Below are 24,446 nucleotides of genomic sequence, written 5' to 3' on the forward strand. Positions count from 1 at the left end.
GTCAGACCGCCAGGATCGGCGTGTAGAGCACCAGACGCTCGGCGCGATCGTCCAGGACCGTGTCGCCGACCTGAAGCCAGCAATGGGCCTCGAAGGACCAGGTCTTGACCCCGAACATCCAGGTGGCCTCCAGTCCCGCTTGGCGCAGAAAGGCCAGGAGCAGGAAGGAGCGGAAGAAGCAGAGGCCAGGGAACGGCGCCAGCGGCAGCAGAAGGCGAAAGGCGGCGACGGCTCTGGCTAGGTCCGGGCAAGCCTCGCACGGCGTCGGGGTCCGCCGTGCCGAGCGCGCGTAGGCCAGAATCTGGCGGAAACGGCGACGATAATAGTGTCGAAGCGCCACGCCGTAGGCCTTGGCGCCATCGCCAACGATGCGTCCGCTCAAGGCGGCGGGCGGGCAGGCCAGATCGTGGACGGCGCGTTCAGGGAGCGGTTCGACGGCGCGCTCGTAGGGCGAGGCCAAGCCAGCCTCGAGCAGTTCATGCGCCAGGTCCGCATCGTTCAGACGCCACGGCGGAACGGCGTCGAAAGACGCGGCGCCGCCAGCAAGGCAGAAGTAGCTCCCGCCGTCGGCGTCAAGGAGGACGACGTCCTGTCCCAGTTTCGCGGCGTGGACGTCAGGGGCCAACCACATTGGCGTAAATCCGTAAAATCGTACTGCCTGAAAGGCGGCGGGACCTCGGCTAAGACGCCCGCCGCCCAGAGCTCAGCCCGCCGCTCGTTGCGGCTGCATGTTCAGCTCGACGCTGTGGTCCTCGCCACCACGGGTCAGGCGCTTGGCCGACCCGACGCGGACGATCAGGACTTTGCGGCCCTTGGTCATGGCGCGCTCCTGGTTCTAGGCGGTGCTGGCGCGGCCGCCTGTGGATGGTAAAGGTGCGCCGACGCGAGCGCGCCGGCGCTGCGGCCTTCAGCCGGTCACCTGCTTGGGCTGCAGGTTGATCTCGAAGCTCTGGTCGCCGTCGCCCCGGGTCAGGCGCTTGGCCGAACCGATGCGCACGAGGCGGTGCTTGCGGGTCGTGGACATGACGCTCTCCTTGCTAGACGCCGCAAAGTTGCGGCGTCTCATCGAGCGACCCAGGGCTGTGCATTGAAACTATATTGGCCCTATAAGGTGGAGATATTCGCGCGCGCCCTCATCGCCCGGATGATCTCGGGGGCCAGGTCGCGCCGACGCAGGTGGATCTGGTTCAGGGTCTCGACCATCGCGGCGGGCCCAGCGGCGGTCGCGGTCTCCAGCGCGGCCAGCTCCCGATCGCCCTCCAGAAGCAATGCTTCGACCTCGATGGCCGGTGCGAGACGGTCGCAGACGCGGCGGTAGACCTCGAAGAGGGATCGGTTTCCAGCGCTGGCCGCCACCCAGTCGAGGATTTGCGCCGCGCGTTCGGCCGGCGTCAGAGCGTCGACCTCACCCGGCGGCGATAGCGCCGCGCTCGCGGGCCGCGCGTGAAGGGCCTCGACCAGGTACAGCCTGCGCAGGCCATAGAGTTCCGTAAGATCGGCCACGTCCAGGCGACGCGTGAAGTAGCCCCGGCCGCGGCGATCTTCGATCAGGCCTTCGCCGGCCAGCCGTGACAGCGCCTCCCGGATAGGTGTCGCCGAAAGGCGCAGATCGTGCGCGAGCGCCGTGATTGTCAGCGGCTCTCCAAGCGCAAAGCGCCCGTCCCGCAGAGCCTGACGCAAGGAATCCAAGGCCGCGGTGAACGGGTCTTTCCCGTGGACTGGCGAGTTGAGGGGCATGAAGAGCTCCGGTGTACGCGAGCGCACGCCAGAACATCGCTATGGCACGCCATGGCAAAATGAATACTCGCCATGTGAAAGTTTCACAACTAGGCTAAAGTTTCGAAAAGTTGCTACTAAGCGCAATGTAAATGCGCGATGGCGCAGAAAATATGCGCCTGTTGATTGATGTATTATTCTTTGACGTCGCTGGCGACAGCTGCGACTAACGCCCGCGCGGAAAATGGGCGCCTGTATATCGGCGCCGCCCAGCGGTTTGGCGACTATCGCCAAGCGCAAAACCGCTGCTACACCTAGGGTAGATGTGTATGCGTGGTTTGGATGAGCAGTAGGGACTCGGACGACAGGGCGCGCGCCAAGCTGCTGTCCGACGCGCTGCGGGCCGTGCGCAAGATCCGGCCCGCCAAGACCGAAGCGTTAGCCGACGCGCTCGGGCTTTCCGTGCGCGGCTATCAGAACTTCGAAGCCGGCGGTGGGGCGCTCAGCGTCAAGCACGTTATGAACTTCGGCGCGGCCATCGACTGCGATCCGCTTGGGGTCGCCGCCGCGGTCCAGATCGGTCAGCCACAGTTCGCCGCCTGGGTGGCCCACAACAAGGCCATGCTGGCGTTCGCCATGACGTTGGAGGAGTTCGTCGAAGAGACGGGCGATGCGATCGCGCACCTGGATACGACCGAGCTCGTCTCCTGCTATCGCGCCATGTTCAAGGATCTCTCCGCCAAGGCTTTGCAGGCCAAGTCGGCCAAAGACGACTGGCTCGCCCGCCTTGGACGGACCGGGCGGGGAGACGAGCCGTTCGAACCGGACGGCTCGGCCGATCCGCGCGATCCTGATGATGAGCCGTCATAGGCCAAGCCCGCGATCGCGCCCGAAGGTCCAGTCGACCCGCCGCCCGGGCATCAGCTTGCCCGACACCTGCTGGCCAAGCCGACCCTCGAGGCTGGGGGACCATCTCACCAGCTGGAAACCGAGCCCGTCGTCCAGCATGGCGAAACGGCCCGAGGCCAGATCGAGCCGGCGTTGAAAGGTCCCTGACAGGCGCTCTCCCGTCTGTCCGGCGCGCGGCGCAAGACCGGTGCTACGCGCCAGTGTTTCGCTCGCCGCGGCCAAATCCGCGGCTTCGAGGCGTTCCAGCAGCCGCACCGCCAGGACGATGCGGCCCGCCCGTCGCTGGGCCAAGCCCCGCTCGACCAGGACCTCGGCGCGCTGGTCCGCGGCGGCGGCGACCTGTCCGCCAAACCCGCCGACGCCGGCGCCTGCGCCGCCTGCCACCAGCTGTCGATCAAGCCAGGTCGCGCCACGAGCGCCGACCTGGGCCTCGAGGGTCAGATCGCTGCGCACGACCAGGCTCGGGCCCGCTCGCGCCTTGCCCGCCTCTCCGGCCCGAATCTCGACGATGGCGCCGGGGCTGGCGTCGGAACTCGCGGCCAGGTCCGAGACGACGACATGGTGCTGGCGCCCATCCATGCCGTCGATGACGACGTAGGCCGTGCCCGCCAGTTCGTCATGCAGGCCGCGCTCCACGAGGCGGCCGACGACGGGCGTTCCGGCGCGATCGGCGTCGAGCGTGAAACGGGCGGGATCGACGCGCCCGCCATCGCGGGCCATGGCCTTGTGCATCGTCTTGATGATGTCGCCCCGGGTCGACAGGTCCCGCAGGCGCGGCTCAAGGTCGTCCGACAGCCGCCACCGCGCCGCTCCCGTCGTTTGGGCCAGGCCCAGCTTCTCCAGATGCTGCAGCCGGCCGACCAGACGCAGCCGCTGAGCGTCTTGGCCCGGCAGGTCCGGGAGAGAGAGTTCCCGTCCGGCCGCCGCGCGCGACAGGGTGCGATCAAGACCCGTCCAGCGCTCGGCCCCGACCTCGGCGTCGAGCGCGGCCTCGATCTGCCGCTGGGTGCGGGGACCGAGTTCGAGGGTCGCCAGATGCTCGGCTCGGGAGCGAAGGCCGCTTGCGACGTAGTCGCCGGCGATGACCAGGTCGCGCCCGTTATCGGCCTTGCCGCGCACCAGGACGTGGACGTGGGGGTTGTCGGTGTTCCAGTGATCGATGCCGACCCAATCGAGCCGCGTGCCCAGGTCGCTTTCCATCTGGCCCATCAGATCGCGGGCGTAGGCGCGAAGATCGGTCAGCTCGCCAGCGTCCTCGGGTGAGACGATGAAACGAAAGTGGTGACGGTCGTCCTCGCAGCGGTCGGCGAAAGCGGCGACCTGCGCCTGCTCGCCGCGGGCGTCGAACATCTTGGCAGGAGCGCCGTCGCGGGTGACACCCTCGCGCTCGAGATAGGCGATGTGGCGGCTCAAGGGCGCTGCGCGATAGCGCGCGCCGGCGTGGCGGACGATGCGGGCCTTGACGATCACCCGGCGCGCGCCAGGCCCGGTGCAGCGTCCGCGCGCCGCGCCTCGGCCCTGGCGAGCGCCCGATCCGCGCCGCCCGATGCCGGCGTCGGCGGCGCGCAAGGTCGCCTTGCGCACCGCCCCAAGGAAGCTTGTCCCGACCTTGCGGTCATGACCCACCCGGCCAGGGCGCAGGAGGAATTCGTCGTCGAATTCGCTCACCGGCGCACCGCTGGCGGCGGCGGCTTTGAAAAGCTTGGGGAAATCGCCCTTGGCGACGGCGGCGACGCAGCAGCGATGGCGCTGCAAACCCAAGCCCTGCAAGGGATTGGCGAACCACCGACGGCGCTGCTTTTATCTGGCCATCGACCGGAATTTCGCAGCTCTACGCTTCCCCTCGCCATCTATCGATCGCCCTCGTGAGAAGATTGCTCAGGCCGATCGCCGCGGTCCAAGCGCACCGGTGTCTCATAGCCAGGCCGAGATCCCAGGTCGGCGGGCCAGGGCGAGGCGAACAGGCCTGCTGCGCGCCAATCGGCGAGCCTGGGCGGGGCTAGGCCACCACCGGTCAGTCGCTGGACGTAGGCCCGGGTTTCCGCCGGCAAGGGGCGACCGGCCAGGCTCTGCTCGTAGCGACGGGGTCCTGCGTTGTAGGCGGCCAGGAACCCCGGCGCGCCGTAGCGATCGAGAAGCTCACGTAGATAGGCGGAGCCTGCCGTGACGTTGTCGCGGGGATCGAACGGATCATCGCCAAGGCCTAGTCGCGCGCGAAGCTCGGCCCAGGTCGCCGGCATCAGCTGCATCAGACCCATGGCGCCGGCCGGGGACACGGCGCGAGGATCCCCGGCGCTCTCGGCGGCGATGACCGCGACGATCAGGTCTTCGGAGAGCCCGAACCTGGCCGCGCTCGTCTGCACATGGCGTCGGTCTTGAGCCTTCGCCGCCGGCGCGATCGAGCCGACGAGGACGGCCAAGAGGAGCGCGTGGAGGGCCGGCTTCATCGCCCAGGCTCCTCGTCGCGCGCCAGCTGGGGGCGAACCGGCGATGAGGTCAAAACCGGCCTTGCGACCGCCAGGATCTGCGAGGCGGGCGTGGCGCCCATGTAGCGTCCATCGAAGCTGCCCGCCTCCGCCGAAAGTAGGAAGACTTCATTGGGGCGCAGCCTCAGGCAGCCGCGCCAGACGGGGAGGGGACGATTGACCCGGTCGACGATCGCCGCCCGCGCGACCTCCAAGCCGTCGATCATCACCACCGGACCTTGCCGGCAGACGTTCTGGCCTGGCCCTGCGGCGATCGGCTTCAGGAGCGGCACGCCGGCGGGCAGCCAACCGCGGGCCGCCAGCAGGTCGGCGATTGCGGGCGCTGGACGGACGGCCACCAGATCGCCGGGCTGGGGAGCGTTGGCGCGATCGAGCCGGTAGAGCCCCACCGGGACGCTGGCGGTGGTGTTCCACATCAGCCGCGGCGGCGAAGGGCGCCAAGACAAGGCCAAGCCGGCGCCGACGCTCAGAGCGAGCACCAGGCGCCTCACGGTTCGATCCCCCGATCCAGGGCCTTGCGAAGGACGAAGGCGTGATGGCGCTGGGCGCCGTAGTCGCGCGGGGCAAGGCCCGCGGCCAGCCGGTTGTGCAGATGGCGCCAATAGTCGGGCGCGGTCTCGACGGGGGCGCCGCCGGCCGCCTCGATCCGATCAATGGCGGCCAACGCCTGCTGGACCTTGGGCCAGCCGCGCACCAGGGCCAGGCATTCGGCGCCGGGACGCACGCAAGGCCTTGTCGTGTAGGCCTCGCCGGCCGCCGGCGCGCGCAGGATGTCCAGTTCCGAGCGGATGGTGCCATAGGGACCCGCCGCCCAGCGCACCAGGCACAGCACTGATCCCGGAGCGAAGGCGAGCGTTCGGCGACGGCGGTCAAGGCGCGTCTCGCCGATGGCGGCTCCGAACCGGATCCACTGCTCGATGCGGCCCTCCCACCAGGTCAGGTCTATCTCGACCCCGACGGTCGGCCCGCTCATCGCGGCGCCTCCCCGCCCTGGTCGGCGGCCGGCGCCGGATAAGTCTGGTCGAAGAGATCGCGGATCATCTCGGCGACGGTCAGTCCGCGCGCGAAGGCGGCCATCTTGATGCGCCCCCGGCAGGCAGGGGTGACGTCGATGGTCAGGCGGGCGGTGAAGGCGTCGGCCCGCTTCTGCGCCGGCGCGGCCTCGCGGACCCAGGCCTCGGCGCCGGCCGGCCGCGCAGCGAAGGGCTTGCCGCTCATGCCAGGGCCTCCAGTTCGGCCGCGAGGCCGGCGATCTCCGCGGCGGCCGCGCCCAGGGGCTCAAGCTCGGCGGCGAGGCGCCCGGCCTGCATGGCCGTGGCGAACACCACCCGCTGGCCTACCCGCTGGCGCAGGGCGCCGATGTCCTGCTGCTCGAGGGCTTGGGCCGTCTCGCGGGCGATGATGGTGCGGGCCGCGCAGCGATTGAGGACGAAGCGGGCGCGCAGGTCGGGCCGATAGACCCTGGCCTCGTCGATCAGCCGCAACATTTCGGCCGAGGCCCAGCCATCAAGCGGGGAGGGCTGTACGGGGGCCAGCACCAGGTCGGCGGCGAGCAGGGCCGAGCGCAGCAGCGGCGCGACCCGGGGCGGGCCGTCGATGATCACGTGATCGGCGCCGCGCGCCATCTCGGGCGCTTCCAGGTGGAGGGTCTCGCGCGGCAGGCCGACCACGCCGAAGGCGCGCGGCAGGCCGGCGTGGCTGCGGGCCTGGGCCCAGTCGAGCGCGGAGGCCTGGGGGTCGGCGTCGAGCAGCGTCACGCGCCGGCCTTGCGCGGCCCATCGACCGGCCAGGTTGAGGGCCAGGGTCGTCTTGCCCACGCCGCCCTTCTGATTGAGGAAGGCGATGATCATGACGCTCGTCCCCGCAAGGCGCGCGGACCTACTAGGAAGTTAGAGTCTGGGTTAGAGTCCAAGTTAGCAGGCGCGCCAAGGCCTGCGGGGCAAGGCTTTGCGGCGGGCGGTTGCGCCTGATCTCCCGTGTCGCCCGCGCCTGATCTCCCGATAGTCCCCGCGCCCGATGTCACGACCCCCTCCACAGACCTGTCCACAGGGGCGGCCACAGGGCTGGCCACAGCACTGGCCATAGGGGCGCCTGGCGATCGCCGGGGCGCCCGGGCGGGCGGCGCGCCCAAGGCGATGACGGCGTTGAGCGGCACGATCCGCAGACGCTCAACGCCGCGGGCGCGATCCATGGCCAGGTGGTAGCCGGGCAGAGGCTGGCGCGCGACGATGCGACGGATGTCTAGGGCGAAGTCGGAGGGGCGCGCCAGGCTGCCGGACTTCTGGTGCAGGTGCGACAGCTCGAAGATCCAGCCGCCGGGTTGGTGGCCGGCGTGCTTGCGGGCGACCCGGTAGAGCCAGCGCTCGATGCCGCCGGTCAGACGGAAGTAGAGCGGGTCGATGGTCAGGACGAGAGAGCGATCGACGACGCCGCGATAGAACCAGTCGGCCAAGACGACCTCGACGCCCTCGACCCGGCCGCCGGCGCTCCCGCGCTCTTCCCACTCGGCGATCCAGGAAAACTGCTGGCGCCGCCAATGCTCGCCCTGGCGGATGGTGGTGGCCACCACGGTCGACTGCAGGCGGCGCAGGGCGGCCTTGAACAGGCGATATTCGGTGGCGCCGGTGGCCCGGCCGATGGCGGTGAGCAGCTGGTAGGGCGTAAAGCGCAGGCGCCGAGAGGTGCGCAGGCCCCCGTTCTCGGCGTCGACGATCTGCGAGGCGGCCCAGATCAGGACGTCGGCGTCCCAGATCGTCGCCATGCCGTGCTCGGGCAGGGCATGGACCTCCACCTGGACGTCGCCGGCCCGGTAGAGGATCGGCTTGGCCCGCGGCGTCTTCGACAGCGAGAAGAACGGGCGCTCCATCAGGTCGCGCTGGTCGCGGGGGCTGGCGTCGCCGGCCGCCACCACGAAGGGGTCCAGGCGCGGGGCCGCTGCGATATCGAACTTGGGGGGCTTGGCCATGCTCAGGCCGCGCCCGCCGCGTGGCGCTTGGCCGGCAACACGTTCCCGACCCCCGGATCGGTGGTGGAGATCTTGGCGCCGCGGTCGGCCCAGGCCTGCAGGTCCTCAAGAGCGTAGACCACGCGCCCGCCGAGCTTGCGGTAGGCTGGGCCGGTGCCGAAGGTGCGGTGTTTCTCCAGGGTGCGGTGGGACAGGCCCAGGAACAGGGCGGCCTGCTGGGTGCGGATGAAGCGTGGCGTGCCGGCTTGGGGCGACGAGGACATTGGCGGTCTCCCAGGTTGGGCGGCGCGGGCCAGGATGGCCGGGCGCGGACCTGGGAAGGCTGGCGAAGGGCTCGCCTCAGGGGGGAGTGCGAAGGCGGGGAGGCGGTTTTCGCACCCCCCTTCAGCCGAGCCGAGCCGAGCCGAGCCGAGCCGCGCCCCGGCTTCAGGCGAGCAGAGCGTGGTAGCCGCCGCCGACCATGCCTTCGGCGTCACGCACCAGGCGCAGGGTCGCATCGCGCAGGGAGGAGGTCTTCCAGGGCGCGGCCGCCACCCGTTCGGAGCCGTAGAGGCCCGAGGCGATGGCGCGATAGGGCGCGCCGCCCTGGCGGGCGTCCCAGGCGCGCAGCATGGCCTTCAGCCGCTGGCGGCGTTGGACGGTTATGACGTCTTCCTCGGCCGGCTGGCCGCGCCTTTGCCGCCATAGCCGGGAGAGCGCCGCCAGACGGCGCGGCAGATGATCGTCAAGGGGGATGGCCGCCGCCAGGGGCGTGGCCGCCTCGCTGCTTTCGGCCAGGAGCGACAGGCGGATCGCTCGCCGTCCCTGGCCCTGGATCAGCCGCCTGTCGGGCAGGTCCCCGGCCGTCAGCCAGCTGGGTTCGGATAAGGGGGAGGCGACCAGCAGCAGCAGGTCGGCGTCGACCTCGGCCCGCCACCAGACCTGCGCGCTGGCGCCGTCAAGCGAAGGATCGACGGGGAAATCGCAGCCCCCAGCGCGCGGGCCAATCGCTCTGGCCGCTCGCTTGGCGCGGAGCCTGGAAGTCGCTCTGATAATCGGGATTGCGGCGAAGATACTCCCAGGCCAAATCGGCGGCGGACAGCTCATCGACATAGTCGTAGGCTTGGGCTGATCGCCACCGAGACGCGTCTGGCGACATGAGGTGCTCCGACAAAGCTCACTTTAGATTGAGTGGGCGATTGTCTTTCCGTGAGACCCAGGCTTTCCAAGGCGCTGTGTCGCGCTCGGGCGATGCCGCGGCGGCATCACTTCGAAGGCTTGGTCCCGACCAGTTGGCGATAGCCGCACGTGCTCATCCACCGCGCCCGGTCCAGGTGGACCTGGTGGATCCGTTGGGCGCGCGCCGGATCGGCCGCGATGTCGAGGCCCAGAATGACGGACGCCGCCTCGCGCCAGTCGGCGTGGGCGGCGTCGGCGTCCAGCAAGCGCAGATAGTCTGGCAGGTGGGCGCGGTCGTAGTCGGTGACCTCAGGGTCGCCGATTGGGGTCTCGCGTAGATCGCCGCTCTGCATCGGGCCTCCCACCATCGGCCAGCTTCGACCATAGCGGGATTTGACGGCGGCGGCATACGCTGAGCGTGCATCGGGTGATGCGCTGGCGGCATCGCCACCCTAGCTTGGCGCGGCGCGGGGTTTGGGCTCGGGGGCGGCGGTGTCCTTGGGGCGTTCCTCCTTGGGGCGTTCCTCCTGGCGGCGGATCCAGACCAGCGGATAGGTCTCCTCGCCGGCCATCAGCCGGGCGTGGATCGGCTCGGCCCAGGTGGGATCGTCCAGCTTGACGTTGAGCACCGCGCCGCTGGCCGCATCGGTCGGACGCCAGGCCGCCCCGCACTCGGCCTCGCCGGTGAAGGCGCGAAAGACCGGCGCGCTCGGAGAGACCTTGGGGGTGGCGGTCAGGCGGACCGTGGCGTCGATCATCAGGGTGGAGACGCGGCCGACGAAGTCGTCGCCGTCGCGTCGGAACGTGCCGATCGTTGTCATGAGCTGTCCTCTGGCAAGAGTGACGGCGGCGCGTATGGCGGCTAGGGGGAAAGCCTGACGCGCCGCCGCCGTCGCTTGTGCGACGAGCGCCGGGCGACGGGGGGGACGGCCCGGCATGGCGACCCTGGTCCGGCCGCGGCTTGGTCTCAAGGCGCGCCTGGCGCTGATCGTGCAAAGACAGGCGCTGGCGTGGTCTAGCGTAGATGTTTTTTGCCTGGCCGCCCCCGGCCGGGCGCTGCGCCGCTGCGCTTGCGAGCTCCGCGCCCAGCCAAGCCTGCGCCAATGTTGGTCGCAGCATCGCTGTGGAGTGAAAAATCGTCAGCAAGCCGAATCCCTTAGCCGGTTGGGCCTTGGCCCGGCTGCGCGGCTAGGACGCATCCCTGGGACGATTGACTCTCGCGTCTCGGTGAGAACAAAGATGGAACAAAGCCGTTCCCCAGCCATGTCCCTCACCCGCTCCCCCGCCGCGCTCGACGCGCTTCGCCGTCAGGTCCGCTCGCTCGAGACCGTCGACCAGGCCACGCGCGCGGTGCTGCCCTTCGGGGTGGCGCAGATCGACGGGCGGCTGCCGGGCGGCGGCCTGCAGCTTGGCGCGCTGCACGAGGTGGCCGGCGGCGCGGACGGGGCTCTGCATGGCGCGGCCGCGGCGCGTTTCACCGCCGGCGTCCTGGCCCGGGCCGACGGGCAGGTGCTCTGGTGCCTGCGCCAACGCGACCTTTTCGCGCCGTCGTTGGCGCAGGTTGGCCTGCGGCCCGACCGGGTGATCTTCGCCGAGGCCGGGGACGAGGCAGGCGTGCTGGCCTCCATGGAGGAGGGGCTGCGCTGGCCGGGCCTGGCCGGCGTCGTCGGGGAGGTCGGCAAGCTGTCGATGACCGCCTCGCGGCGCCTTCAGCTGGCGGCCGAGAAGAGCGGCCAGTTGGCCATCGCCATTCGAAGGTGGCGACGGGCCGCCGAGGCGGCCGATCTTGGCCAGCCCACCGCGGCGTCCACCCGATGGCGCGTGTCGGCCCTTCCCTCCACGCCGCTGCCCGTTCCCGGCGTGGGCCGTCCGCGCTGGTTTCTCGAACTTCTCCGCTGCCGCGCCGGCGACGCCTTCGACATCGAGCTAGAAGCCTGTGACGCAAAGGGTCATCTCCGTCTTCCTGCCCCGCTGGCCGACCGACCGGCTGGCCCGGATGCAGGCGCAGGCCAGGACGGGCGCGGCCTCGTCGCGGCTTGAGCCGGCGATCGAGACGCCCATCGTCATGGTCGGCCGCGTCGGTCGCCGGCGCGCCGTGGCCCACATGAACCTGGCCGCGGCACAGGCGGGGCTGCGGATCGGCCAGGCGATCGCCCACGCCACCGCCCTGGTCCCTGGTCTTGTCCTTCACGATCTGGATCCTCTCGCCGACCAGGCCGCCCTGCACCGACTGGCTCTGTGGGCCCAGAAACTCTACTCGCCCACCGTGGCGGTCGATGGCGACGACGGCCTGGTCATCGACGCGTCCGGCTGCGCCCACCTCTTCGGCGGCGAGGAGAAGATGCTGATCGACCTGCGCGCCCGCCTGGCGAAGGCCGGCTTTGTCGCCCAGGTGGCCATCGCCGACAGCTGGGGCGGCGCGCACGCCCTGGCGCGGTTTTCACGGCGGTCCGTCTTCGTGGTCGCGCCCGGGCAGACGGGCCTGCAGATCGCCGACCTGCCGCTGGCGGGTCTGCGCCTGCCGGCCGATCTCGTCGAAAACGCCGGCAAGCTCGGCTTCGACACCATCGCCGAGCTGGAAGCGACGGCCAAGGGACCGCTGGCCCGGCGCCTGGGGATGGAACCGGTGCGGCGGCTGGACCAAGCCTTTGGCCGCGTGGCCGAACCGATCGAGCCGGTGATGGCGGCGCAGACGGTTCGGGCGCGCAAGGTTTTCGCCGAGCCGATCGGCGCGCCCGAGACCATGGCGCGCTATCTGACGCTGCTCGTGGACGAGCTCTGCGTGGCGCTGGAGGCGGCCAGTCTTGGCGCCAAGCGGCTCGACGCCTGGTTCCACCGGGTCGACAACCAGATCGTGGCCGCGCGGCTGTCGCTGGCCAAGCCCTCGCGCGACGCCAAGCGGATGGTCAAGCTGCTCTGCGAGAAGCTCGAGGCCGTCGATCCTGGGTTCGGCGTCGAGGCGATCGTGCTGGCCGCGTTTCTGGCCGAGCCGCTGAGCTACAGGCAGGACGAGGCGGGCCTTGGGCAGGCGCGCAAGGCCTCTGCCGACCTGACGGGGCTGGTGGACACGCTGTCCAACCGCCTGGGCGCCGATCACGTCTATCGGCTGGCCAGCACCCAGAGCGACCTGCCCGAGCGTAGCGTGCGCAAGGCGCCGGCGCTGGATCCGCTCGAGGCCCATGCCTGGCCGATCGACTGGCCAAGGCCCACGCGGCTGTTTCGCCATCCCGAGCCGATCGACACGGTGGCCTTGTTGCCGGACGCGCCGCCGGCGGCGTTCAGCTGGCGGGGCGCGCGTCGCCGCGTCTTGAGGGCCGACGGTCCCGAGCGGGTGTTTGGCGAATGGTGGAAGGCCGACGGAGAGCTTGCGCGCTCGCGCGACTATTTCCAGGTCGAGGACGAGGCCGGCGAGCGGTTCTGGATCTACCGCGACGGCGATGGCGAGGATCCGCAGAGCGGCAGCCAGCGCTGGTTCATGGCCGGGGTTTTCGGATGAGCCCGCCAGACCCGGTGGATCACCTGGCGGCGCACCCGGCAAATCTGGGCGCCTATGTCGAGCTGCAGTGCGCCTCGCACTTTTCGCTCCTGCGCGGCGCCTCCTCGCCGGGCGAGCTGTTCGAGGAGGCCGCGCGCCTGGGCTACCGCGCCCTGGCGATCTGCGACCGCAACAGCCTGGCGGGGATCGTTCGCGCCCATGTCGCGGCAAAGGCCACGGGCGTGCGGCTGATCGTCGGCTGCGAGCTCGTCCTGCGCGACGGCACGACGATCCTGGTTTTCCCCACCGGCCGGGCCGGCTACGGGCGCCTTTGCCGCCTGCTGTCCCTGGGCAAGGCGCGGGCGGGCAAGGGTCAATGCGATCTCGTGCTCGAGGACCTGGCCGACCACGCCCAGGGCCTGGTCGCCGTGCTCGCGCCCGACCTCGCCGACGAGACCTGCGCCCTGCAGCTCAAGAAGCTTTCGGCGATCTTCGGCCCGGACGCCTACCTGGCCCTGACGCTGCGTCGGCGGCCCGGCGACGCGCTGCGCCTCTATGAGTTGGAAAGGCTGGCCAGGGACTACGGGGTCACGCCCGTCGTCACCAACCGCGTGCTGTTCCACGACAAGGACCGGCGGCTGCTGCAGGACGTCGTCACCTGCATCCGCGAGAAGACCACGATCGACGACGTCGGCTTCAGGCGCGATCGCCACGCCGATCGCTATCTGAAGGCGCCGGCCGAGATGCTGCGGCTCTTTGGTCGCCACCGCCAGGCCCTCGCCGCCTCGATCGACATCGCCGCGCGTTGCCGGTTTTCGCTGGACGAGCTTGTCTATCAATATCCTCACGAAGTCGCCGAGCCGGGACGCACCCCGCAGGAGACCCTCGAGCGTCTGACCTGGGCGGGCGCGGCCCAGCGCTTTCCCGACGGCGTGACGGGGCGGGTGAGGCGCATCCTCGAGCACGAGCTGAAGCTGATCGGGGACCTTGGCTATGCGCCCTATTTCCTGACCGTCCACTCGATCGTCGCCTATGCCCGCAGCCAGGACATCCTCTGTCAGGGCCGTGGCTCGGCGGCCAATTCGGCCGTCTGCTATGTCCTGGGTGTCACCAGCATCGACCCCGACCGCAACGATCTGCTCTTCGAGCGGTTCGTCAGCGCCGAGCGCGACGAGCCGCCCGACATCGACGTCGATTTCGAGCACGCCCGCCGCGAGGGGGTCATGCAGTGGATCTTCGAGACCTATGGCCGCCATCGCGCGGCCCTGGTTGCGGTCGTGCAGCGCTTTCGCCCGCGCGGCGCGGTGCGCGACGTCGGCAAGGTCTTGGGTCTGCCGGAGGACCTGACCAAGGCGCTCTCAAGCCAGGTCTGGAGCTTCTCGCGGGAAGAGATCGAGGAAAAGCACGCCCGCGACCTGGGCTTGGATCTGACGGATCGACGCCTGCGCCTGACCCTGGAGCTGGCCCAGCAGCTGCTCAACACCCCGCGCCATTTCTCCCAGCACCCCGGCGGGTTCGTGTTGACGCAGGATCGTCTGGACGAGCTCGTCCCGATCGAGCCGGCGCGGATGGACGGCCGTCAGATCATCGAGTGGGACAAGGATGACATCGACGCGCTGAAGTTCATGAAGGTCGATGTCCTGGCGCTGGGCATGCTGACCTGCCTCAAGCGCGGCCTGGATCTGCTGAAGGACCACAAGGGCGTCGACCTGGAGCTGGCGACCATCCCGCCCGAGGACCCGCGCACCTATGCGATGATCCGCCGGGCCGACACACTTGGCGTCTTCCAGATCGAGAGCCGCGCCCAGATGGCCATGCTGCCGCGCCTGAAGCCGCGCAGCTTCTACGACCTGGTCATCGAGGTGGCGATCGTGCGGCCAGGGCCCATCCAGGGCGACATGGTCCATCCCTATCTTCGTCGTCGGGAAGGCAAGGAGCCGGTGAGCTATCCCCGGCCGGAACTGGAGAAGGTGCTGGGCAAGACGCTCGGCGTGCCGCTCTTCCAGGAGCAGGCCATGCGGGTGGCCATCGAATGCGCCGGCTTCACCCCCGGCGAGGCCGACCAGCTGCGCCGGGCCATGGCCACCTTCAAGTTCACCGGAGGGGTCTCCCACTTCAAGGACAAGCTGGTGGGCGGCATGGTCGCGCGCGGTTATCCCCCTGAGTTCGCGCAGGCCACCTTCAGCCAGCTGGAAGGCTTTGGCTCTTACGGCTTTCCTGAAAGCCACGCGGCCAGTTTTGCGCTCCTGGCCTACGCCTCGTCCTGGCTCAAATGCCACCATCCCGAGGTGTTTTGCGCGGCCCTCCTCAACAGCCAGCCGATGGGGTTCTACCAGCCGGCGCAGATCGTCCGCGACGCGATCGAGCACGGGGTTCAGGTACGGCCGCTCTGCGTCAACGCCTCACGTTGGGACTGCACGCTGGAGCCAAGGGGCGACGGGCGCCTGGCCGTGCGGCTGGGCCTGCGGATGGTGGACGGGCTGGCGGAAGGCGATGCGGCTCGGCTGGTCATGGCGCGCGCCGATGAGCCTTACACCTCGATCGATCAGGTATGGCGAAGGGCCGAAATCAAGACCGGCGCGCTATCGCGCCTGGTGGACGCCGACGCCTTCCAGCCGGGCCTGGGGCTGCAGCGCCGAGAAGCGACCTGGGCCATCAAGGGTCTGCGCGATGTCGCCCTGCCCTTGTTCGACCAGCCCGGAGCGAGCGAGCTCAACGAGCCCGCGCCCGCGCTCAAGGCCATGACCGAAGGCCGCGAGATCATCGAGGACTACGGTCATGTGGGCCTGTCCTTGCGCCGTCATCCGCTGGCGTTGCTGCGGGGCGAGCTGGCCGGGCAGGGGCGCATGCCCTGCGGCGAGGCTGCTGGCGCGCGCGACCGAAAGTTCGTCCGGACGGCGGGGCTGGTTCTGGTGCGGCAGATGCCGGGCACCGCCAAGGGCGTGATGTTCATGACCATCGAGGACGAGACGGGCGTGGCCAACCTCGTCATCTGGCGCGACCTCTACGAAAAGCAGCGGCGCATCGCGCTCGGCGCGCACCTGATCGGCGTCGACGGTCGCATCCAGCGCGAGGGCGAGGTCGTTCACCTGGTGGCTTATAAGCTCCACGACCTCTCTGGCGTGCTCGGCTCGCTTCAGGACCGCGCCGGCGACGGCGCCGTCATCGGCGGCGACCTGTCCTGGGCGCGGCGTAGTCGCAATTTCTGCTGAGGATGACCATGAGCCCCCAGCCCGGCCTTTTCGACCTTGCCGACGCGCCCCGGGCCGCACCGCCTGCGGGTCTGCCCGAGGGGCTCGTCTATAGGCCTGACCTGATTGATGCGGTCGAAGAGGCGAGCCTGGCGCGCGCCATCGCCGCCCTGCCGTTCGCGCCGTTCCAGTTCCACGGCTATGAGGGCAATCGCCGTGTCGTGTCGTTCGGCTGGGCCTACGACTTCGCCCGCGGCGTCCTGGAGCCGACGCAGCCGATCCCGGACTTTCTCCTGCCGCTACGCACCAAGGTCGCCGCGCTGGCTGAACGTGACCCGGCCGACTTTCGCCAGGCGTTGGCGATCGAATACGCGGCCGGGGCGAGCATCGGCTGGCACCGCGACAGGCCGCAGTTCGACATCGTCGCCGGCGTCTCGCTGCTCTCAAGCTGTCCATTCCGCTTTCGCAGGCGATCGGGCGTGGGCTGGACGCGGGCGACGCTGCGGCCGGCGCCGCGCTCGGCCTATGTGCTGGCGGGAGCGGCGCGCGATGTTTGGGAGCATTCGATCCCGCCTGTGGAGGCTTTGCGCTACTCGGTGACGTTTCGGACCTTCCGCACCGCCTGACGACTGTGTTGAGGCCGCCGGGCGGTCGGCATGCGGGACCGACTGATAGTCTCGGCCGTTGTGGCCATCGGCGACGCTGGCAGGGTCAGGTCTGGGCTGGCCGACCCTTCGGCAGCTTCTCGGCCATGCCAAGCAGGCGTTCGCGCCGATCCATCTCGGCCCACACCATGTCGGGATCGACGCCGACTTCGGACCAGAGGATGAGGAGATTGTAGAGAAGATCGACGCTCTCGGTGACGACGGAAGCCTTGTCTCCGCGTACCGCGTCGATCGCGACCTCGGCGGCCTCTTCGATCACCTTCTGGGCCATCTTCGGCAGACCCGCCGCCAGCAACTTCCGTGTCCTCAAGCTCTGCCGCTCGCCATTGCGCACCTGCTCGATGGCGACCGTCAGGCGGGCGAGGCGATCATCGGCGGCTGTGACGCTGTGCAAAGCGCGCCGCGCCTGATGCTTGGGTTTGGCCATGGAGCGGCTCCGGTGAACGCCGACCCCATACCCGGTAGCGCCCAGGGCGCGACCCGTCCAGGCGCGGGCTCGACCTGCCGGCCGAGCCCGCTGGTTCGTTAGCCCTTCCAGTCGGGGAGGGCCGAGAGCTGGGCCTTGGTCAGCTTGGTGCGAACGATGTGATCGCCCGGGTCGCCCGGTTCGGGGGCGACCGAGACGTCGGCGAGGGCCACGACGACCTTCTTGTCGGGGCCAACGCGATCGATCTCGATGACGACGGCCGTGGGCTTGCCGGCGGCGTCGAGGAGGACGTGCTCGACCTCGCCGGCCTTGTGGTTGGCGGAATCGATGACGTCGGCGTCCTCGATCTGGCCGACGGTGAAGGCGCCCTTGGCCGGCTGGCTTTCGACGTGCGCGATGGTGGTCTGGGCCAGGGCGCTGGTGGCCAGGGCGGCGACCGACAGGCCAAGCAAAGCGATTTTCATGGTGTGCTCCTTTTCGCGACGAGCTTGGACAACGCCAGACCGTCGGGAGACGTTGCGGCCCGCGCAAACGTCGTCGGCTTGGCTGGCGAAGACGCGCAGCGCCGGCGGGCGACGGCGCGCCCATGAGGTCTCGGGCTCGCGGCGGCGTCTTCTTCCCGAGCGCCCATGCGCGGTAAGGAGCCGTCAGTGTCTGGTGTCGAAGCCCTCAACGTCGCCGCAGCCGTCGATCGCCATGTCGGAGGGCGCATGCGCATTCGCCGCAAGCTTTTGAGCCTCACCCAGGAGGCGTTGGCGCGCCAGGCAGGCGTGCCCTGCGAGGAGGTTCGCGCCTTCGAATACGGTGATCGCCGGGCTCCTGCTGCGAAGCTCGAGGCGATCGCCAGGGTGCTTGGCGTGCCCGTCGCCTACTTCTTCGCCACCTTCGACCCGACCCAGGACATGGACGACCGTTTTATCGCGACGCTTGGCCAGATGCCGGCGACGGGAGAAGGCGAGGCGCTCGCGGCGCGCTTTCCGCAGCTGGCGCAAGAACTGCGCCGGCGACTGTTAAAGGCGGCCGTGGGCGGTCAGGCGAGTCTCGTGGCTTGGTCAGCTTGATGGTCTCCGCGCGAGCTCACGATCCGCGCCGGTGAGCTTTTGGGTCATCACACCGCTCGATGCCTGGTCAGGCGCGGCCGCCGTCGGATTTAGCGGGCTCCAGGCCGCCGCGTGGGAGGGTTCGCCGATCCGCGCGCGCTAGAGGGCGAACGCCACGGATCGGCTCCCCGTCCGCCAAAAAACGCTACGCGGCGGACCTTAGAAAGGCGGCCGGCCGCTGACCTCGGTTCCAGGCTCGACCGCACGAGCCGGGTAGCGGTCGCGGATGCGGCTGTTGAAAAACGGGCCCTTGGCGAGGGCGCGCTCAAGGTCTTCGGCCAAAGCGGCGGGGACGCCGAGATAGGCGCAACTGCGTCCGCTGACGAAGGTGATCGTCAGGATCTGGCTTCGGGCCTCGTAGATGCAGGCCCTGATCACCGCTGGGGGCATGGCGTTCAGGCCTGTTGATCGCAGAGGTCGGCTTGGCCGAAGCCGCCACCATTGTCGGCATGGCGGCTTTGGCCCGCCGACGCCTTGCCGACCTGGCCCGTCGCCTCGATCGGGCCCTGCGCGTCGCGACCTGCGGAGCGCTTGTCGCCGAAGGTTGGCTCGATCCGCTCGCGTTTGAACATCGGCAGGTCTCCTTGCCCTGATCCAAGCCGTCAGGCCGCGTCCCTGTTCCTGGCGACCGGCCCCCGCAATCACGGCTGGAGCGTCGATGGTCGCGCTGGACGGCGCGTCTGACGCTCGCTAGCTTGGCCTTGCAACTCTGAGGGGAATTCATGGCGACCAGGCGCAGACGAACCGGTCCCTACCTGAGCAAGTTCGCGATCGGTTGCCTTGTGCTCTCGGCGGTCATATTCGGCTTGCTCATCGCCAGCATGGTCCACAGGGTCTAGCCGATGGCGCACGACGGCGAAGATCTTCCAGATCCCTTCGACGATCCCGAAACCTACGCGCTTATGGAGAAGCTGTTCGCCGTGGCCATGGGCACGGCCGATGCGGCGACCGAGCGTGAAATGGCGCCCTACGTCACCTTCGTGAAGGCCATCGCCGAAGGGCTGATGGAGGCCACCGAAGGCCTGTCCGAGCAGGAGACCAAGACCTTCCTCGACCGTTGGGCCGATGTCGTTATCGCGCGCGATCGGGCTGGAAGGCCAAAAGTCCAATAGGGGGCGAGGCTCGCGGCGGGCCAGCCCTTCGGCGATCCGGCGGCGCTTACAAGGTCAGGCCAGGGAAACGGCCAAGCTGGCGCGTCTTAGGCGGTTCATTCCGCTGGAGAGCGTCTTGCGTGACTTCATACCCCATCCCGTCGATCAGCATGTCGGCGCTCGGCTTCGCCTGGCGCGCAAGATGCGCGGCCTGCCGCAAAGGGTGCTGGCCGCCCCGCTGGGCCTGACCTTCCAGCAGATCCAGAAATACGAGCGGGGCGCCAACCGGATTTCCGCCTCGATGCTCTACGCGCTGGCTCGCCAGTTGAGCGTGCCGATCGACTGGTTCTTCGAAGGGGTCGGCTCGGAGGGCGCAATGCAAGAGCGGCTTGGAGAGCGGGCGCGCAGTCTTCGCGACTTCATGGCCACGCGCGAGGGTCCAGAGCTTGCGGTGCTGATGGCGCGGCTGCCCGCTGCTCAGCGCGCCCAGGTGCTGGCGCTGATGCGGGCGTTCGCCGAGCCTGAAGCGCTGGGCAGGGCGAGCTAGGCGCAGGCGGGCGGCGGCTCGGACGGTGAAGGGGGCGCCCCGCCGCCTGGGGCGGCGGGGCGCTTTGGGCCGGTCAGTCCTCCTCGGCCTCGGGCTCGGGCTGGTGATCGGGCTCGCCCTTGCGGGCGGGCCGGTTCCAGACCAGATCGAAGCCCTCTTCGGCCGGGAAGAGCCGGGCGCTGATCGGAGCCTGGAAGCTTGGGTCGTCGAGGCTGACCGACAGGTAGTCGACGCCCTTGCCCGAGGTGTATTTCCAGGCCGCGCCGATTTCCGCGCCCTCGGCGAAGACCCGATAGACCGGCTGGTCCTTGGCCGGGTCGCCGTCGATGGGCTTGAAGGTGACGCTGGGCACCGAGAGCCGGAGCGTGCGGATGGAGCCGACGAAGCCGTCGCGGCTGGCCTTGAAAGTGCCGATGCGGGCCATTGGAGTGTTTCCTTTCGCTAGTCGGGCCGCGCCGATCGCGGCCTCGATGGCGCTCCGAAGCCCAGGGCGAGCCAGGACCGCAGGACGCCCCCTACCGCCGCTCCAAAGGAGAGATCGGGGGCGGACCCGCAGCGTCAGCGAAGGACCGAAGGCGCCGGGTTTGTTGCCTCGCGAGGAAGTCGCGCGCAGCGCGGCGGGGAAGAAACCCAAGGCGCCTCGGTTGCCGGACGGGCCAGCCCAGGGCCGGTTGCAGCCAGATGAGGCCGCGACGGACGCGAGGCCGACGCGAAGGAAACACTCGGATGGCTCGCATCGGCGCGCTCAAGGCCAGCCGCGACGGCTGCGTCGGCGCTATTCGTACGCTTCGGCGCGCGGCGCTAGCGTCGCCTTCAAGCCCCTCGACGGCGGCCCGGCCAAGGGCCAACGGTCGCATCGGGCCTTTGCCGAGGGTGCGGAAAATCGGCGCGACCTGAAAATGCGCCTTGGGCGGGGCGTGATCTCCTGGCGATCGCCTCGACGCCCGTGCTTCCAGGCGCCGATCGGCGCCCGGCCCTTGCCACCGAAGAGGGCTTGGCGCTGGCCTGAACCGACCGACCCGCAAGAGCAAGCCCGACCGCGAGCCCGAGGCCGAGGAGGACTGACCGGCCAAAGCGCCCGCGCCCCTCGGCGGCGGGGCGCCCCTTTCGCCGTCCGAGCCGCCGCCCCAGGCGCTCGCCGCCTGCCGAGACGGAGCCGGACCATCCTTCGGCGGCCCGGCTCGCTCCCAGGTTTACGGCGCGGCCGGGTCTAGGTCAGCGCGTTGTCGTCCCCGACAGACGCCTCATCGCCACCGGTCTCGTGGGGTGTGCCCGGCGTGGCCGGGCCGTCCGGGGCGGACGGCTCGCCGCCGTCCGGCGCGGCGCGAGCGTCTTCAAGGGCATCGTCTTCGATGTCCCCTTGCTGGCTATCCGCGCCGTCCTGGGGCGGCATCAGAGCCAGCGGTCGTGTGCGCAGGAGAGGCGGCAGCCACGCGGCCCGGACCAGATCGGGCTCGGCGGCGGTGACGAGGTCGGTCTTCTTCAGGCCCGACAGGCGCCGCGCGGTGTCGGCGGAGACGCCATCGGCGACGGCGGCCAGGACGTGGGCCTTGGTGACCCGGGTGAGGTAGTGCTCGGCGGTCGGACGCCAGAACGCGGTCATGTCCAGACCCGTGGCGGTCGCCAGGGCCTCGGCATGGGCCAAGCCCGATCGGCGTCCCGAGAAGCTGCGCACCGCGTCCAGCGTCCGCGCCACGCAGAAGGCCAGTAGACTGGCGCGGCTGTCGGCGTCGAGCCCGATGACGAACGCCCACGTCTCGTCCGGATCATCCGGCAGCTGCTTGGCCCAGGCGTCATGGCGCGCTTCCATGGCTTCCAGGGCAGGGCTGGCCTTCAACGTGTCGCCGAAGTTGGGCAGGCGGGTCGAGCCCGCCGTGACCTCTAGGCAAGAGGCGCGGGCCACCCCGTGGAAGGTGTTCAGCGCCATCACGTGGGTCAGGGCGACCAAGGCGAGGTCGGGGTCGTTGGCCAGGGCAAGGCGCAGGCCCGCCGTGCGGTGGGCGGTCAGTTCGGCGACGAGCTTGGCCGACAGCGGCGCGCTGGCCTCACCCTCGGGCTCTTCGTCCGAGCTGGGGCTGGGCCGATCAGCCCCGGCCTCGTCGTCTTCGCCGTCATCCTCGTAACCCTCGCCCTCGTCGCCCGGCGCGGCGACGACGTCCTCGGGGCGCACGAAGCCGCGATCGATGCGCACGAGACCGTCATAGCCGAGCACCACGAAGGCGCCAGCGCGGGCGAGGTCTTCGGGGGCGTAGGCCTCTTGGCCGTCGCGACCGAGGTCTTCCTCGATGGCGCTCAGGCGGGCTTCGACCTCGGCGGGCAGGTCTTCGATGCCGTCCCAGGTCCGGCCCAGATCGCCGTATTCAAGCTTCAAGGCGTCGCGCTCGTCCTGGCGTTCGGCGCTGAACGCCGGGGGCTTGGCCCACACGCGGGTGAGGCCGTGACCGTGCGGGTACTGCAGATGGGTCTCGCACCACTTCCAGCCCTCGGCCGCCACCTCTTCGACGATGGCCGACAGCTTCTCGTCGACGAGGCGATCGACCAGGGTGACGTTGGACAGATAGCCGCCCTGATCGTCGGCGAAGAGGTCGCGCGCGACCACGCCGCCTGCGGCCAGATAGGCGTCCAGGCCGATGAAGACGGCCCGCCGGTCGTCGGCCCGGACCGTGGTCTCGGTCATGGCCCGACGAATGGCGCTGGGATGGGCTTCGCGGTGGGTTTTGAACACCTGGAGCTGGCGCTCGTGGTCTTCGGTGGCGCAAAAGGCCATGAGCTGGTCGAGCGTCAGCTCGTCCGCCCGATAGGCCTTGATCAGCGCGGGCGAGGCGGCCGACAGACGCAGGCGCTCGCGCACGACGCCTGCGGCGACGCCAAAGCGTGCGCCGATTGCTTCGGCGCCCCAGCCATGGCGCACGGAGAGGTCCTTGAAGGCCTCGAACTCGTCGGCCGGGGGCAGCGGTTCGCGACCGACATTCTCGTCGAGGCTGACCTCCACGGCGTCGTTGGTCTCGTCCACCAGACAGCGCACGAGCGCCCCACGCGGGATCAGCTTGCGCTTGGCCAGCAGGCGCAGCGCAAGGCGACGGCCTTCACCGGCCGTGACCAGCGCATAGCCGGTCTCGCTGCCGTCCGCGCGCCGCTCGGGCTTGACCACCGGCGGCTGGATGATGCCCTTGGCCAGGATCGAGGCGGCGCGCGCCTCGATGACGGCGGGCCTGTGGCCGCCCTTGCGGACGTTGTCGGGCGAGGCCTTGAGCTTGCTCAAGGGATAGACCCGTTCTTCCCCGGAGCGGACGGCGCCGCCGTCGGTGAGGAGGAAGAACTTGGCGCCGACGGCGTCGAGCGCCGCGCCGCCCTGAATGGCGGGCACGGCGGCGTCCTGGGCGGTTTGACTGGAAGCGGACATGGAGTGATCTCCCGTAGGGTTGGGGGCAGGCGCGGGTTGCGCCTGACCCCTGCCCGTCGGCGAGACCGGGGGGTGCAAACGGAGCGGCGGTTTCGCGGGGACCCGGCTGCAGCCGTCGCAGCGCTCGCGCTTCTCGCCGCCCTCGCGCCCGCGAAGCTGGGCGGAAACCGATGCGAAGTGCGCCAGGGGGCAGGGCCCCCAAGCCCGCGGACGCGTCAGCGTTCGCCCGCCAGAACGCCGCGCCAGCGGCCCGCCGCCGTCGCCTCCGTGGCGGCCCGGCGCGTGCCGGGCCGCTCGGCGTCTAGAAGGGCCAGGCGTGCAGCCGCACCTCGACCAGCTCCAGTCCGCCCTCCAGGTCGGCGGGGACGAGGTTGGCGCGAACGACCCGTCCTTCCGCGCCTGGCACGCAGATCACCAGCAGCAGGTCATCGAACAGCTTTTCTCCGGCCAGGCGGCGGCCGTAGCCAATCTCCTGGCCGCCGACCTCGACGGTGTAGAGGAGGCGGGTCGGGTCACTGGTCTCGGCATGCGGCACGATGGTGACCTCATCGCCGCCGCCGATGATGAAGTGGCCCTCGAAGCATCGGTTGGCGCCGTTGTGCTGGAAGTAGCCGATGGTGGTCATGGGGTGGATCCTTCTGCTCGCCCGCTGGGCGGGACGGCGGCGCTCGCGCCGGGGGGCTCAGGACCGGCGTCACCCGAAGGGCCGCAGCAACCGCGAAGGACACGTCCGCCCAGAGTTTTCTGATCTGCGCAGCAGCCGCGAGGAGCCGCATCGCGGCGGGGAGAAAAGTCTTGGGCGGCGTGTTGTCGACCGGTTCGCCCCCGGCGTTGCTGGCCGCTCGTCCGCCGACGGGGCAGGAGAAGGTTCGATCCCATGACCACCATCGGCTACTTCCAGCACAACGGCGCCAACCGATGCTTCGAGGGCCACTTCAACGGTCCCTGGCGGCGAGGTATCCATGGTGCCGCATGCCGAGACCAGTGACCCGACCCGCCTCCTCTACACCGTCGAGGTCGGCGGCCAGGAGATCGGCTGCGGCCGCCGCCTGGCCGGAGAAAAGCTGTCCGACGACCTGCTGCTGGTGATCTGCGTGCCGGGCAGGGAAGGCCGTGTCGTCCGCGCCAACCTCGTCCCGCCAACCTGGAAGGCGGCTTGGAGCTGGTCGAGGTGCGGCTGCACGCCTGGCCCTTCTAGGCGCCGAGCGGCCCGGCACGCGCCGGGCCGCCCCGGAAGGCGAGCGCGGCGGGCCGCTGGGGCGTTGGGCGGTTGAGGCGAAAGCAGGGCCTAGGCGCGGATGGTCGAACGAGGC

At 70.0% G+C, this 24,446-nt stretch carries 30 protein-coding genes; 9 read left to right on the plus strand and 21 right to left on the minus strand.

Going from position 1 to position 24,446, the window contains the following annotated elements; translation table 11 throughout:
* Position 1: 1 nt before the first annotated feature.
* Entirely contained in the window at positions 2-625 is a 624-nt protein-coding gene (locus I4Q42_RS15990) for a lasso peptide biosynthesis B2 protein (protein WP_198577081.1), read from the minus strand.
* 479 nt (positions 626-1,104) lie between these two features.
* Positions 1,105-1,737, minus strand: coding sequence for a GntR family transcriptional regulator (locus I4Q42_RS15995; RefSeq protein WP_198577082.1), 633 nt, complete (start codon positions 1,735-1,737; stop codon positions 1,105-1,107).
* A gap of 321 nt (positions 1,738-2,058) precedes the next feature.
* Here I4Q42_RS15995 and I4Q42_RS16000 point away from each other — a divergent pair, with 321 nt between their 5' ends.
* Positions 2,059-2,586, plus strand: a complete 528-nt coding sequence (locus I4Q42_RS16000) for a hypothetical protein (protein ID WP_198577083.1) — start codon at positions 2,059-2,061, stop codon at positions 2,584-2,586.
* Here I4Q42_RS16000 and I4Q42_RS16005 read toward each other — a convergent pair.
* The 12 genes from I4Q42_RS16005 to I4Q42_RS16055 form a co-directional block, all read right to left on the minus strand.
* Complete coding sequence (locus I4Q42_RS16005) at positions 2,581-4,380, minus strand: relaxase/mobilization nuclease domain-containing protein (RefSeq protein WP_232793195.1); 1,800 nt, start codon at positions 4,378-4,380, stop codon at positions 2,581-2,583. The two genes, I4Q42_RS16000 and I4Q42_RS16005, sit on opposite strands and share 6 nt — an antisense overlap.
* Positions 4,381-4,475: 95 nt before the next feature.
* Positions 4,476-5,072, minus strand: coding sequence for a lytic transglycosylase domain-containing protein (locus I4Q42_RS16010; RefSeq protein WP_198577084.1), 597 nt, complete (start codon positions 5,070-5,072; stop codon positions 4,476-4,478).
* Positions 5,069-5,590 (minus strand): S26 family signal peptidase, encoded by a 522-nt coding sequence (locus tag I4Q42_RS16015; RefSeq protein ID WP_198577085.1) that lies wholly within the window; start codon positions 5,588-5,590, stop codon positions 5,069-5,071. The genes I4Q42_RS16010 and I4Q42_RS16015 overlap by 4 nt, the downstream gene beginning before the upstream one ends.
* Positions 5,591-5,598: 8 nt before the next feature.
* A complete protein-coding gene (locus tag I4Q42_RS16020) occupies positions 5,599-6,084 on the minus strand; it encodes a DUF2840 domain-containing protein (protein ID WP_198577086.1) in 486 nt (161 codons plus the stop codon).
* Complete coding sequence (locus tag I4Q42_RS16025) at positions 6,081-6,329, minus strand: hypothetical protein (RefSeq protein WP_198577087.1); 249 nt, start codon at positions 6,327-6,329, stop codon at positions 6,081-6,083. The genes I4Q42_RS16020 and I4Q42_RS16025 overlap by 4 nt, the downstream gene beginning before the upstream one ends.
* The gene (parA, locus tag I4Q42_RS16030) at positions 6,326-6,961 is read right to left on the minus strand and encodes a ParA family partition ATPase (protein WP_198577088.1); all 636 of its coding nucleotides are present in this window, start codon (positions 6,959-6,961) and stop codon (positions 6,326-6,328) included. Before parA ends, I4Q42_RS16025 begins: the two co-directional genes overlap by 4 nt.
* Positions 6,958-8,076: a replication initiator protein A gene (locus tag I4Q42_RS16035; RefSeq protein WP_198577089.1), complete on the minus strand. Its 1,119-nt coding sequence runs from the start codon at positions 8,074-8,076 to the stop codon at positions 6,958-6,960. The genes parA and I4Q42_RS16035 overlap by 4 nt, the downstream gene beginning before the upstream one ends.
* A 2-nt stretch (positions 8,077-8,078) precedes the next feature.
* Positions 8,079-8,339: a helix-turn-helix transcriptional regulator gene (locus tag I4Q42_RS16040; protein WP_198577090.1), complete on the minus strand. Its 261-nt coding sequence runs from the start codon at positions 8,337-8,339 to the stop codon at positions 8,079-8,081.
* A gap of 163 nt (positions 8,340-8,502) precedes the next feature.
* Complete coding sequence (locus tag I4Q42_RS16045) at positions 8,503-9,111, minus strand: DUF2285 domain-containing protein (RefSeq protein ID WP_332873096.1); 609 nt, start codon at positions 9,109-9,111, stop codon at positions 8,503-8,505.
* Positions 9,014-9,214 (minus strand): transcriptional regulator domain-containing protein, encoded by a 201-nt coding sequence (locus I4Q42_RS26135; RefSeq protein WP_232793196.1) that lies wholly within the window; start codon positions 9,212-9,214, stop codon positions 9,014-9,016. Before I4Q42_RS26135 ends, I4Q42_RS16045 begins: the two co-directional genes overlap by 98 nt.
* 106 nt (positions 9,215-9,320) lie before the next feature.
* Positions 9,321-9,587 carry a DNA -binding domain-containing protein gene (locus I4Q42_RS16050; RefSeq protein ID WP_198577091.1) on the minus strand — a complete coding sequence of 89 codons (267 nt, stop codon included), beginning with the start codon at positions 9,585-9,587 and terminating at the stop codon, positions 9,321-9,323.
* A gap of 99 nt (positions 9,588-9,686) precedes the next feature.
* Positions 9,687-10,055: a DUF736 domain-containing protein gene (locus I4Q42_RS16055; protein ID WP_198577092.1), complete on the minus strand. Its 369-nt coding sequence runs from the start codon at positions 10,053-10,055 to the stop codon at positions 9,687-9,689.
* Between the two features lie 115 nt (positions 10,056-10,170).
* Between I4Q42_RS16055 and I4Q42_RS16060 the strand changes: the two genes are divergently transcribed.
* From I4Q42_RS16060 to I4Q42_RS16075, 4 genes are read left to right on the plus strand one after another with little or no spacing between them, the layout of a single operon-like run.
* A complete protein-coding gene (locus I4Q42_RS16060) occupies positions 10,171-11,274 on the plus strand; it encodes an ImuA family protein (RefSeq protein WP_408611080.1) in 1,104 nt (367 codons plus the stop codon).
* Positions 11,171-12,730: a DUF6504 family protein gene (locus I4Q42_RS16065; protein WP_332873093.1), complete on the plus strand. Its 1,560-nt coding sequence runs from the start codon at positions 11,171-11,173 to the stop codon at positions 12,728-12,730. The genes I4Q42_RS16060 and I4Q42_RS16065 overlap by 104 nt, the downstream gene beginning before the upstream one ends.
* Positions 12,727-15,921 (plus strand): error-prone DNA polymerase, encoded by a 3,195-nt coding sequence (locus I4Q42_RS16070; RefSeq protein ID WP_198577093.1) that lies wholly within the window; start codon positions 12,727-12,729, stop codon positions 15,919-15,921. Before I4Q42_RS16065 ends, I4Q42_RS16070 begins: the two co-directional genes overlap by 4 nt.
* Positions 15,922-15,929: 8 nt before the next feature.
* Positions 15,930-16,526 (plus strand): alpha-ketoglutarate-dependent dioxygenase AlkB, encoded by a 597-nt coding sequence (locus I4Q42_RS16075; RefSeq protein ID WP_198577094.1) that lies wholly within the window; start codon positions 15,930-15,932, stop codon positions 16,524-16,526.
* A gap of 85 nt (positions 16,527-16,611) precedes the next feature.
* Here the strand turns inward: I4Q42_RS16075 and hisE are convergent, their stop codons facing one another.
* The gene (hisE, locus tag I4Q42_RS16080; protein WP_198577095.1) at positions 16,612-16,992 is read right to left on the minus strand and encodes a phosphoribosyl-ATP diphosphatase; all 381 of its coding nucleotides are present in this window, start codon (positions 16,990-16,992) and stop codon (positions 16,612-16,614) included.
* A 98-nt stretch (positions 16,993-17,090) separates the two neighbouring features.
* On the minus strand, positions 17,091-17,456 hold the full coding sequence (locus tag I4Q42_RS16085) for a PRC-barrel domain-containing protein (protein WP_198577167.1): 366 nt from the start codon (positions 17,454-17,456) through the stop codon (positions 17,091-17,093).
* A 186-nt stretch (positions 17,457-17,642) separates the two neighbouring features.
* Here I4Q42_RS16085 and I4Q42_RS16090 point away from each other — a divergent pair, with 186 nt between their 5' ends.
* The gene (locus I4Q42_RS16090; protein ID WP_198577096.1) at positions 17,643-18,053 is read left to right on the plus strand and encodes a helix-turn-helix domain-containing protein; all 411 of its coding nucleotides are present in this window, start codon (positions 17,643-17,645) and stop codon (positions 18,051-18,053) included.
* A gap of 198 nt (positions 18,054-18,251) precedes the next feature.
* Here the strand turns inward: I4Q42_RS16090 and I4Q42_RS16095 are convergent, their stop codons facing one another.
* Together I4Q42_RS16095 and I4Q42_RS16100 are read right to left on the minus strand one after the other, a co-directional pair.
* On the minus strand, positions 18,252-18,482 hold the full coding sequence (locus I4Q42_RS16095; RefSeq protein ID WP_198577097.1) for a KTSC domain-containing protein: 231 nt from the start codon (positions 18,480-18,482) through the stop codon (positions 18,252-18,254).
* A gap of 5 nt (positions 18,483-18,487) precedes the next feature.
* Complete coding sequence (locus I4Q42_RS16100) at positions 18,488-18,664, minus strand: hypothetical protein (protein WP_198577098.1); 177 nt, start codon at positions 18,662-18,664, stop codon at positions 18,488-18,490.
* Positions 18,665-18,934: 270 nt separating this feature from the next.
* On the opposite strand from I4Q42_RS16100, the gene I4Q42_RS16105 reads away from it, so the two are divergent.
* Both I4Q42_RS16105 and I4Q42_RS16110 read left to right on the plus strand, forming a co-directional pair.
* Positions 18,935-19,204 carry a hypothetical protein gene (locus tag I4Q42_RS16105; protein WP_198577099.1) on the plus strand — a complete coding sequence of 90 codons (270 nt, stop codon included), beginning with the start codon at positions 18,935-18,937 and terminating at the stop codon, positions 19,202-19,204.
* A gap of 115 nt (positions 19,205-19,319) precedes the next feature.
* On the plus strand, positions 19,320-19,730 hold the full coding sequence (locus I4Q42_RS16110; protein ID WP_232793197.1) for a helix-turn-helix domain-containing protein: 411 nt from the start codon (positions 19,320-19,322) through the stop codon (positions 19,728-19,730).
* Between the two features lie 73 nt (positions 19,731-19,803).
* Here the strand turns inward: I4Q42_RS16110 and I4Q42_RS16115 are convergent, their stop codons facing one another.
* The 3 genes from I4Q42_RS16115 to I4Q42_RS16125 form a co-directional block, all read right to left on the minus strand.
* Positions 19,804-20,154 (minus strand): DUF736 domain-containing protein, encoded by a 351-nt coding sequence (locus I4Q42_RS16115; protein ID WP_198577101.1) that lies wholly within the window; start codon positions 20,152-20,154, stop codon positions 19,804-19,806.
* Positions 20,155-20,940: 786 nt separating this feature from the next.
* Complete coding sequence (locus I4Q42_RS16120) at positions 20,941-23,133, minus strand: ParB/RepB/Spo0J family partition protein (RefSeq protein ID WP_198577102.1); 2,193 nt, start codon at positions 23,131-23,133, stop codon at positions 20,941-20,943.
* A gap of 301 nt (positions 23,134-23,434) precedes the next feature.
* Positions 23,435-23,758: a hypothetical protein gene (locus tag I4Q42_RS16125; protein ID WP_198577103.1), complete on the minus strand. Its 324-nt coding sequence runs from the start codon at positions 23,756-23,758 to the stop codon at positions 23,435-23,437.
* 337 nt (positions 23,759-24,095) lie between these two features.
* Between I4Q42_RS16125 and I4Q42_RS16130 the strand changes: the two genes are divergently transcribed.
* Positions 24,096-24,407, plus strand: a complete 312-nt coding sequence (locus I4Q42_RS16130) for a hypothetical protein (protein WP_198577104.1) — start codon at positions 24,096-24,098, stop codon at positions 24,405-24,407.
* The last annotated feature ends 39 nt before the right edge of the window (positions 24,408-24,446 follow it).

Source organism: Caulobacter hibisci (assembly GCF_016135805.1).
Taxonomy (GTDB): domain Bacteria; phylum Pseudomonadota; class Alphaproteobacteria; order Caulobacterales; family Caulobacteraceae; genus Caulobacter; species Caulobacter hibisci.

What these genes read in the sequence shown, in the direction of transcription:
- I4Q42_RS16055 (WP_198577092.1), bottom strand. Translation starts at nt 10,055, where the DNA reads ATGACAACGATCGGCACGTTCCGACGCGACGGCGACGACTTCGTCGGC.
- I4Q42_RS16050 (WP_198577091.1), bottom strand. Translation starts at nt 9,587, where the DNA reads ATGCAGAGCGGCGATCTACGCGAGACCCCAATCGGCGACCCTGAGGTC.
- I4Q42_RS16020 (WP_198577086.1), bottom strand. Translation starts at nt 6,084, where the DNA reads ATGAGCGGGCCGACCGTCGGGGTCGAGATAGACCTGACCTGGTGGGAG.
- I4Q42_RS16105 (WP_198577099.1), top strand. Translation starts at nt 18,935, where the DNA reads ATGGCGCACGACGGCGAAGATCTTCCAGATCCCTTCGACGATCCCGAA.
- I4Q42_RS16075 (WP_198577094.1), top strand. Translation starts at nt 15,930, where the DNA reads ATGAGCCCCCAGCCCGGCCTTTTCGACCTTGCCGACGCGCCCCGGGCC.
- I4Q42_RS16035 (WP_198577089.1), bottom strand. Translation starts at nt 8,076, where the DNA reads ATGGCCAAGCCCCCCAAGTTCGATATCGCAGCGGCCCCGCGCCTGGAC.
- hisE (WP_198577095.1), bottom strand. Translation starts at nt 16,992, where the DNA reads ATGGCCAAACCCAAGCATCAGGCGCGGCGCGCTTTGCACAGCGTCACA.
- I4Q42_RS16095 (WP_198577097.1), bottom strand. Translation starts at nt 18,482, where the DNA reads ATGCCCCCAGCGGTGATCAGGGCCTGCATCTACGAGGCCCGAAGCCAG.
- I4Q42_RS16040 (WP_198577090.1), bottom strand. Translation starts at nt 8,339, where the DNA reads ATGTCCTCGTCGCCCCAAGCCGGCACGCCACGCTTCATCCGCACCCAG.
- I4Q42_RS16010 (WP_198577084.1), bottom strand. Translation starts at nt 5,072, where the DNA reads ATGAAGCCGGCCCTCCACGCGCTCCTCTTGGCCGTCCTCGTCGGCTCG.
- I4Q42_RS16130 (WP_198577104.1), top strand. Translation starts at nt 24,096, where the DNA reads ATGGTGCCGCATGCCGAGACCAGTGACCCGACCCGCCTCCTCTACACC.
- I4Q42_RS16100 (WP_198577098.1), bottom strand. Translation starts at nt 18,664, where the DNA reads ATGTTCAAACGCGAGCGGATCGAGCCAACCTTCGGCGACAAGCGCTCC.
- I4Q42_RS16070 (WP_198577093.1), top strand. Translation starts at nt 12,727, where the DNA reads ATGAGCCCGCCAGACCCGGTGGATCACCTGGCGGCGCACCCGGCAAAT.
- I4Q42_RS16115 (WP_198577101.1), bottom strand. Translation starts at nt 20,154, where the DNA reads ATGGCCCGCATCGGCACTTTCAAGGCCAGCCGCGACGGCTTCGTCGGC.
- I4Q42_RS16000 (WP_198577083.1), top strand. Translation starts at nt 2,059, where the DNA reads ATGAGCAGTAGGGACTCGGACGACAGGGCGCGCGCCAAGCTGCTGTCC.
- I4Q42_RS16125 (WP_198577103.1), bottom strand. Translation starts at nt 23,758, where the DNA reads ATGACCACCATCGGCTACTTCCAGCACAACGGCGCCAACCGATGCTTC.
- I4Q42_RS16060 (WP_408611080.1), top strand. Translation starts at nt 10,171, where the DNA reads ATGGCGACCCTGGTCCGGCCGCGGCTTGGTCTCAAGGCGCGCCTGGCG.
- I4Q42_RS26135 (WP_232793196.1), bottom strand. Translation starts at nt 9,214, where the DNA reads ATGTCGCCAGACGCGTCTCGGTGGCGATCAGCCCAAGCCTACGACTAT.
- I4Q42_RS16085 (WP_198577167.1), bottom strand. Translation starts at nt 17,456, where the DNA reads ATGAAAATCGCTTTGCTTGGCCTGTCGGTCGCCGCCCTGGCCACCAGC.
- I4Q42_RS15995 (WP_198577082.1), bottom strand. Translation starts at nt 1,737, where the DNA reads ATGCCCCTCAACTCGCCAGTCCACGGGAAAGACCCGTTCACCGCGGCC.
- parA (WP_198577088.1), bottom strand. Translation starts at nt 6,961, where the DNA reads ATGATCATCGCCTTCCTCAATCAGAAGGGCGGCGTGGGCAAGACGACC.
- I4Q42_RS16120 (WP_198577102.1), bottom strand. Translation starts at nt 23,133, where the DNA reads ATGTCCGCTTCCAGTCAAACCGCCCAGGACGCCGCCGTGCCCGCCATT.
- I4Q42_RS16025 (WP_198577087.1), bottom strand. Translation starts at nt 6,329, where the DNA reads ATGAGCGGCAAGCCCTTCGCTGCGCGGCCGGCCGGCGCCGAGGCCTGG.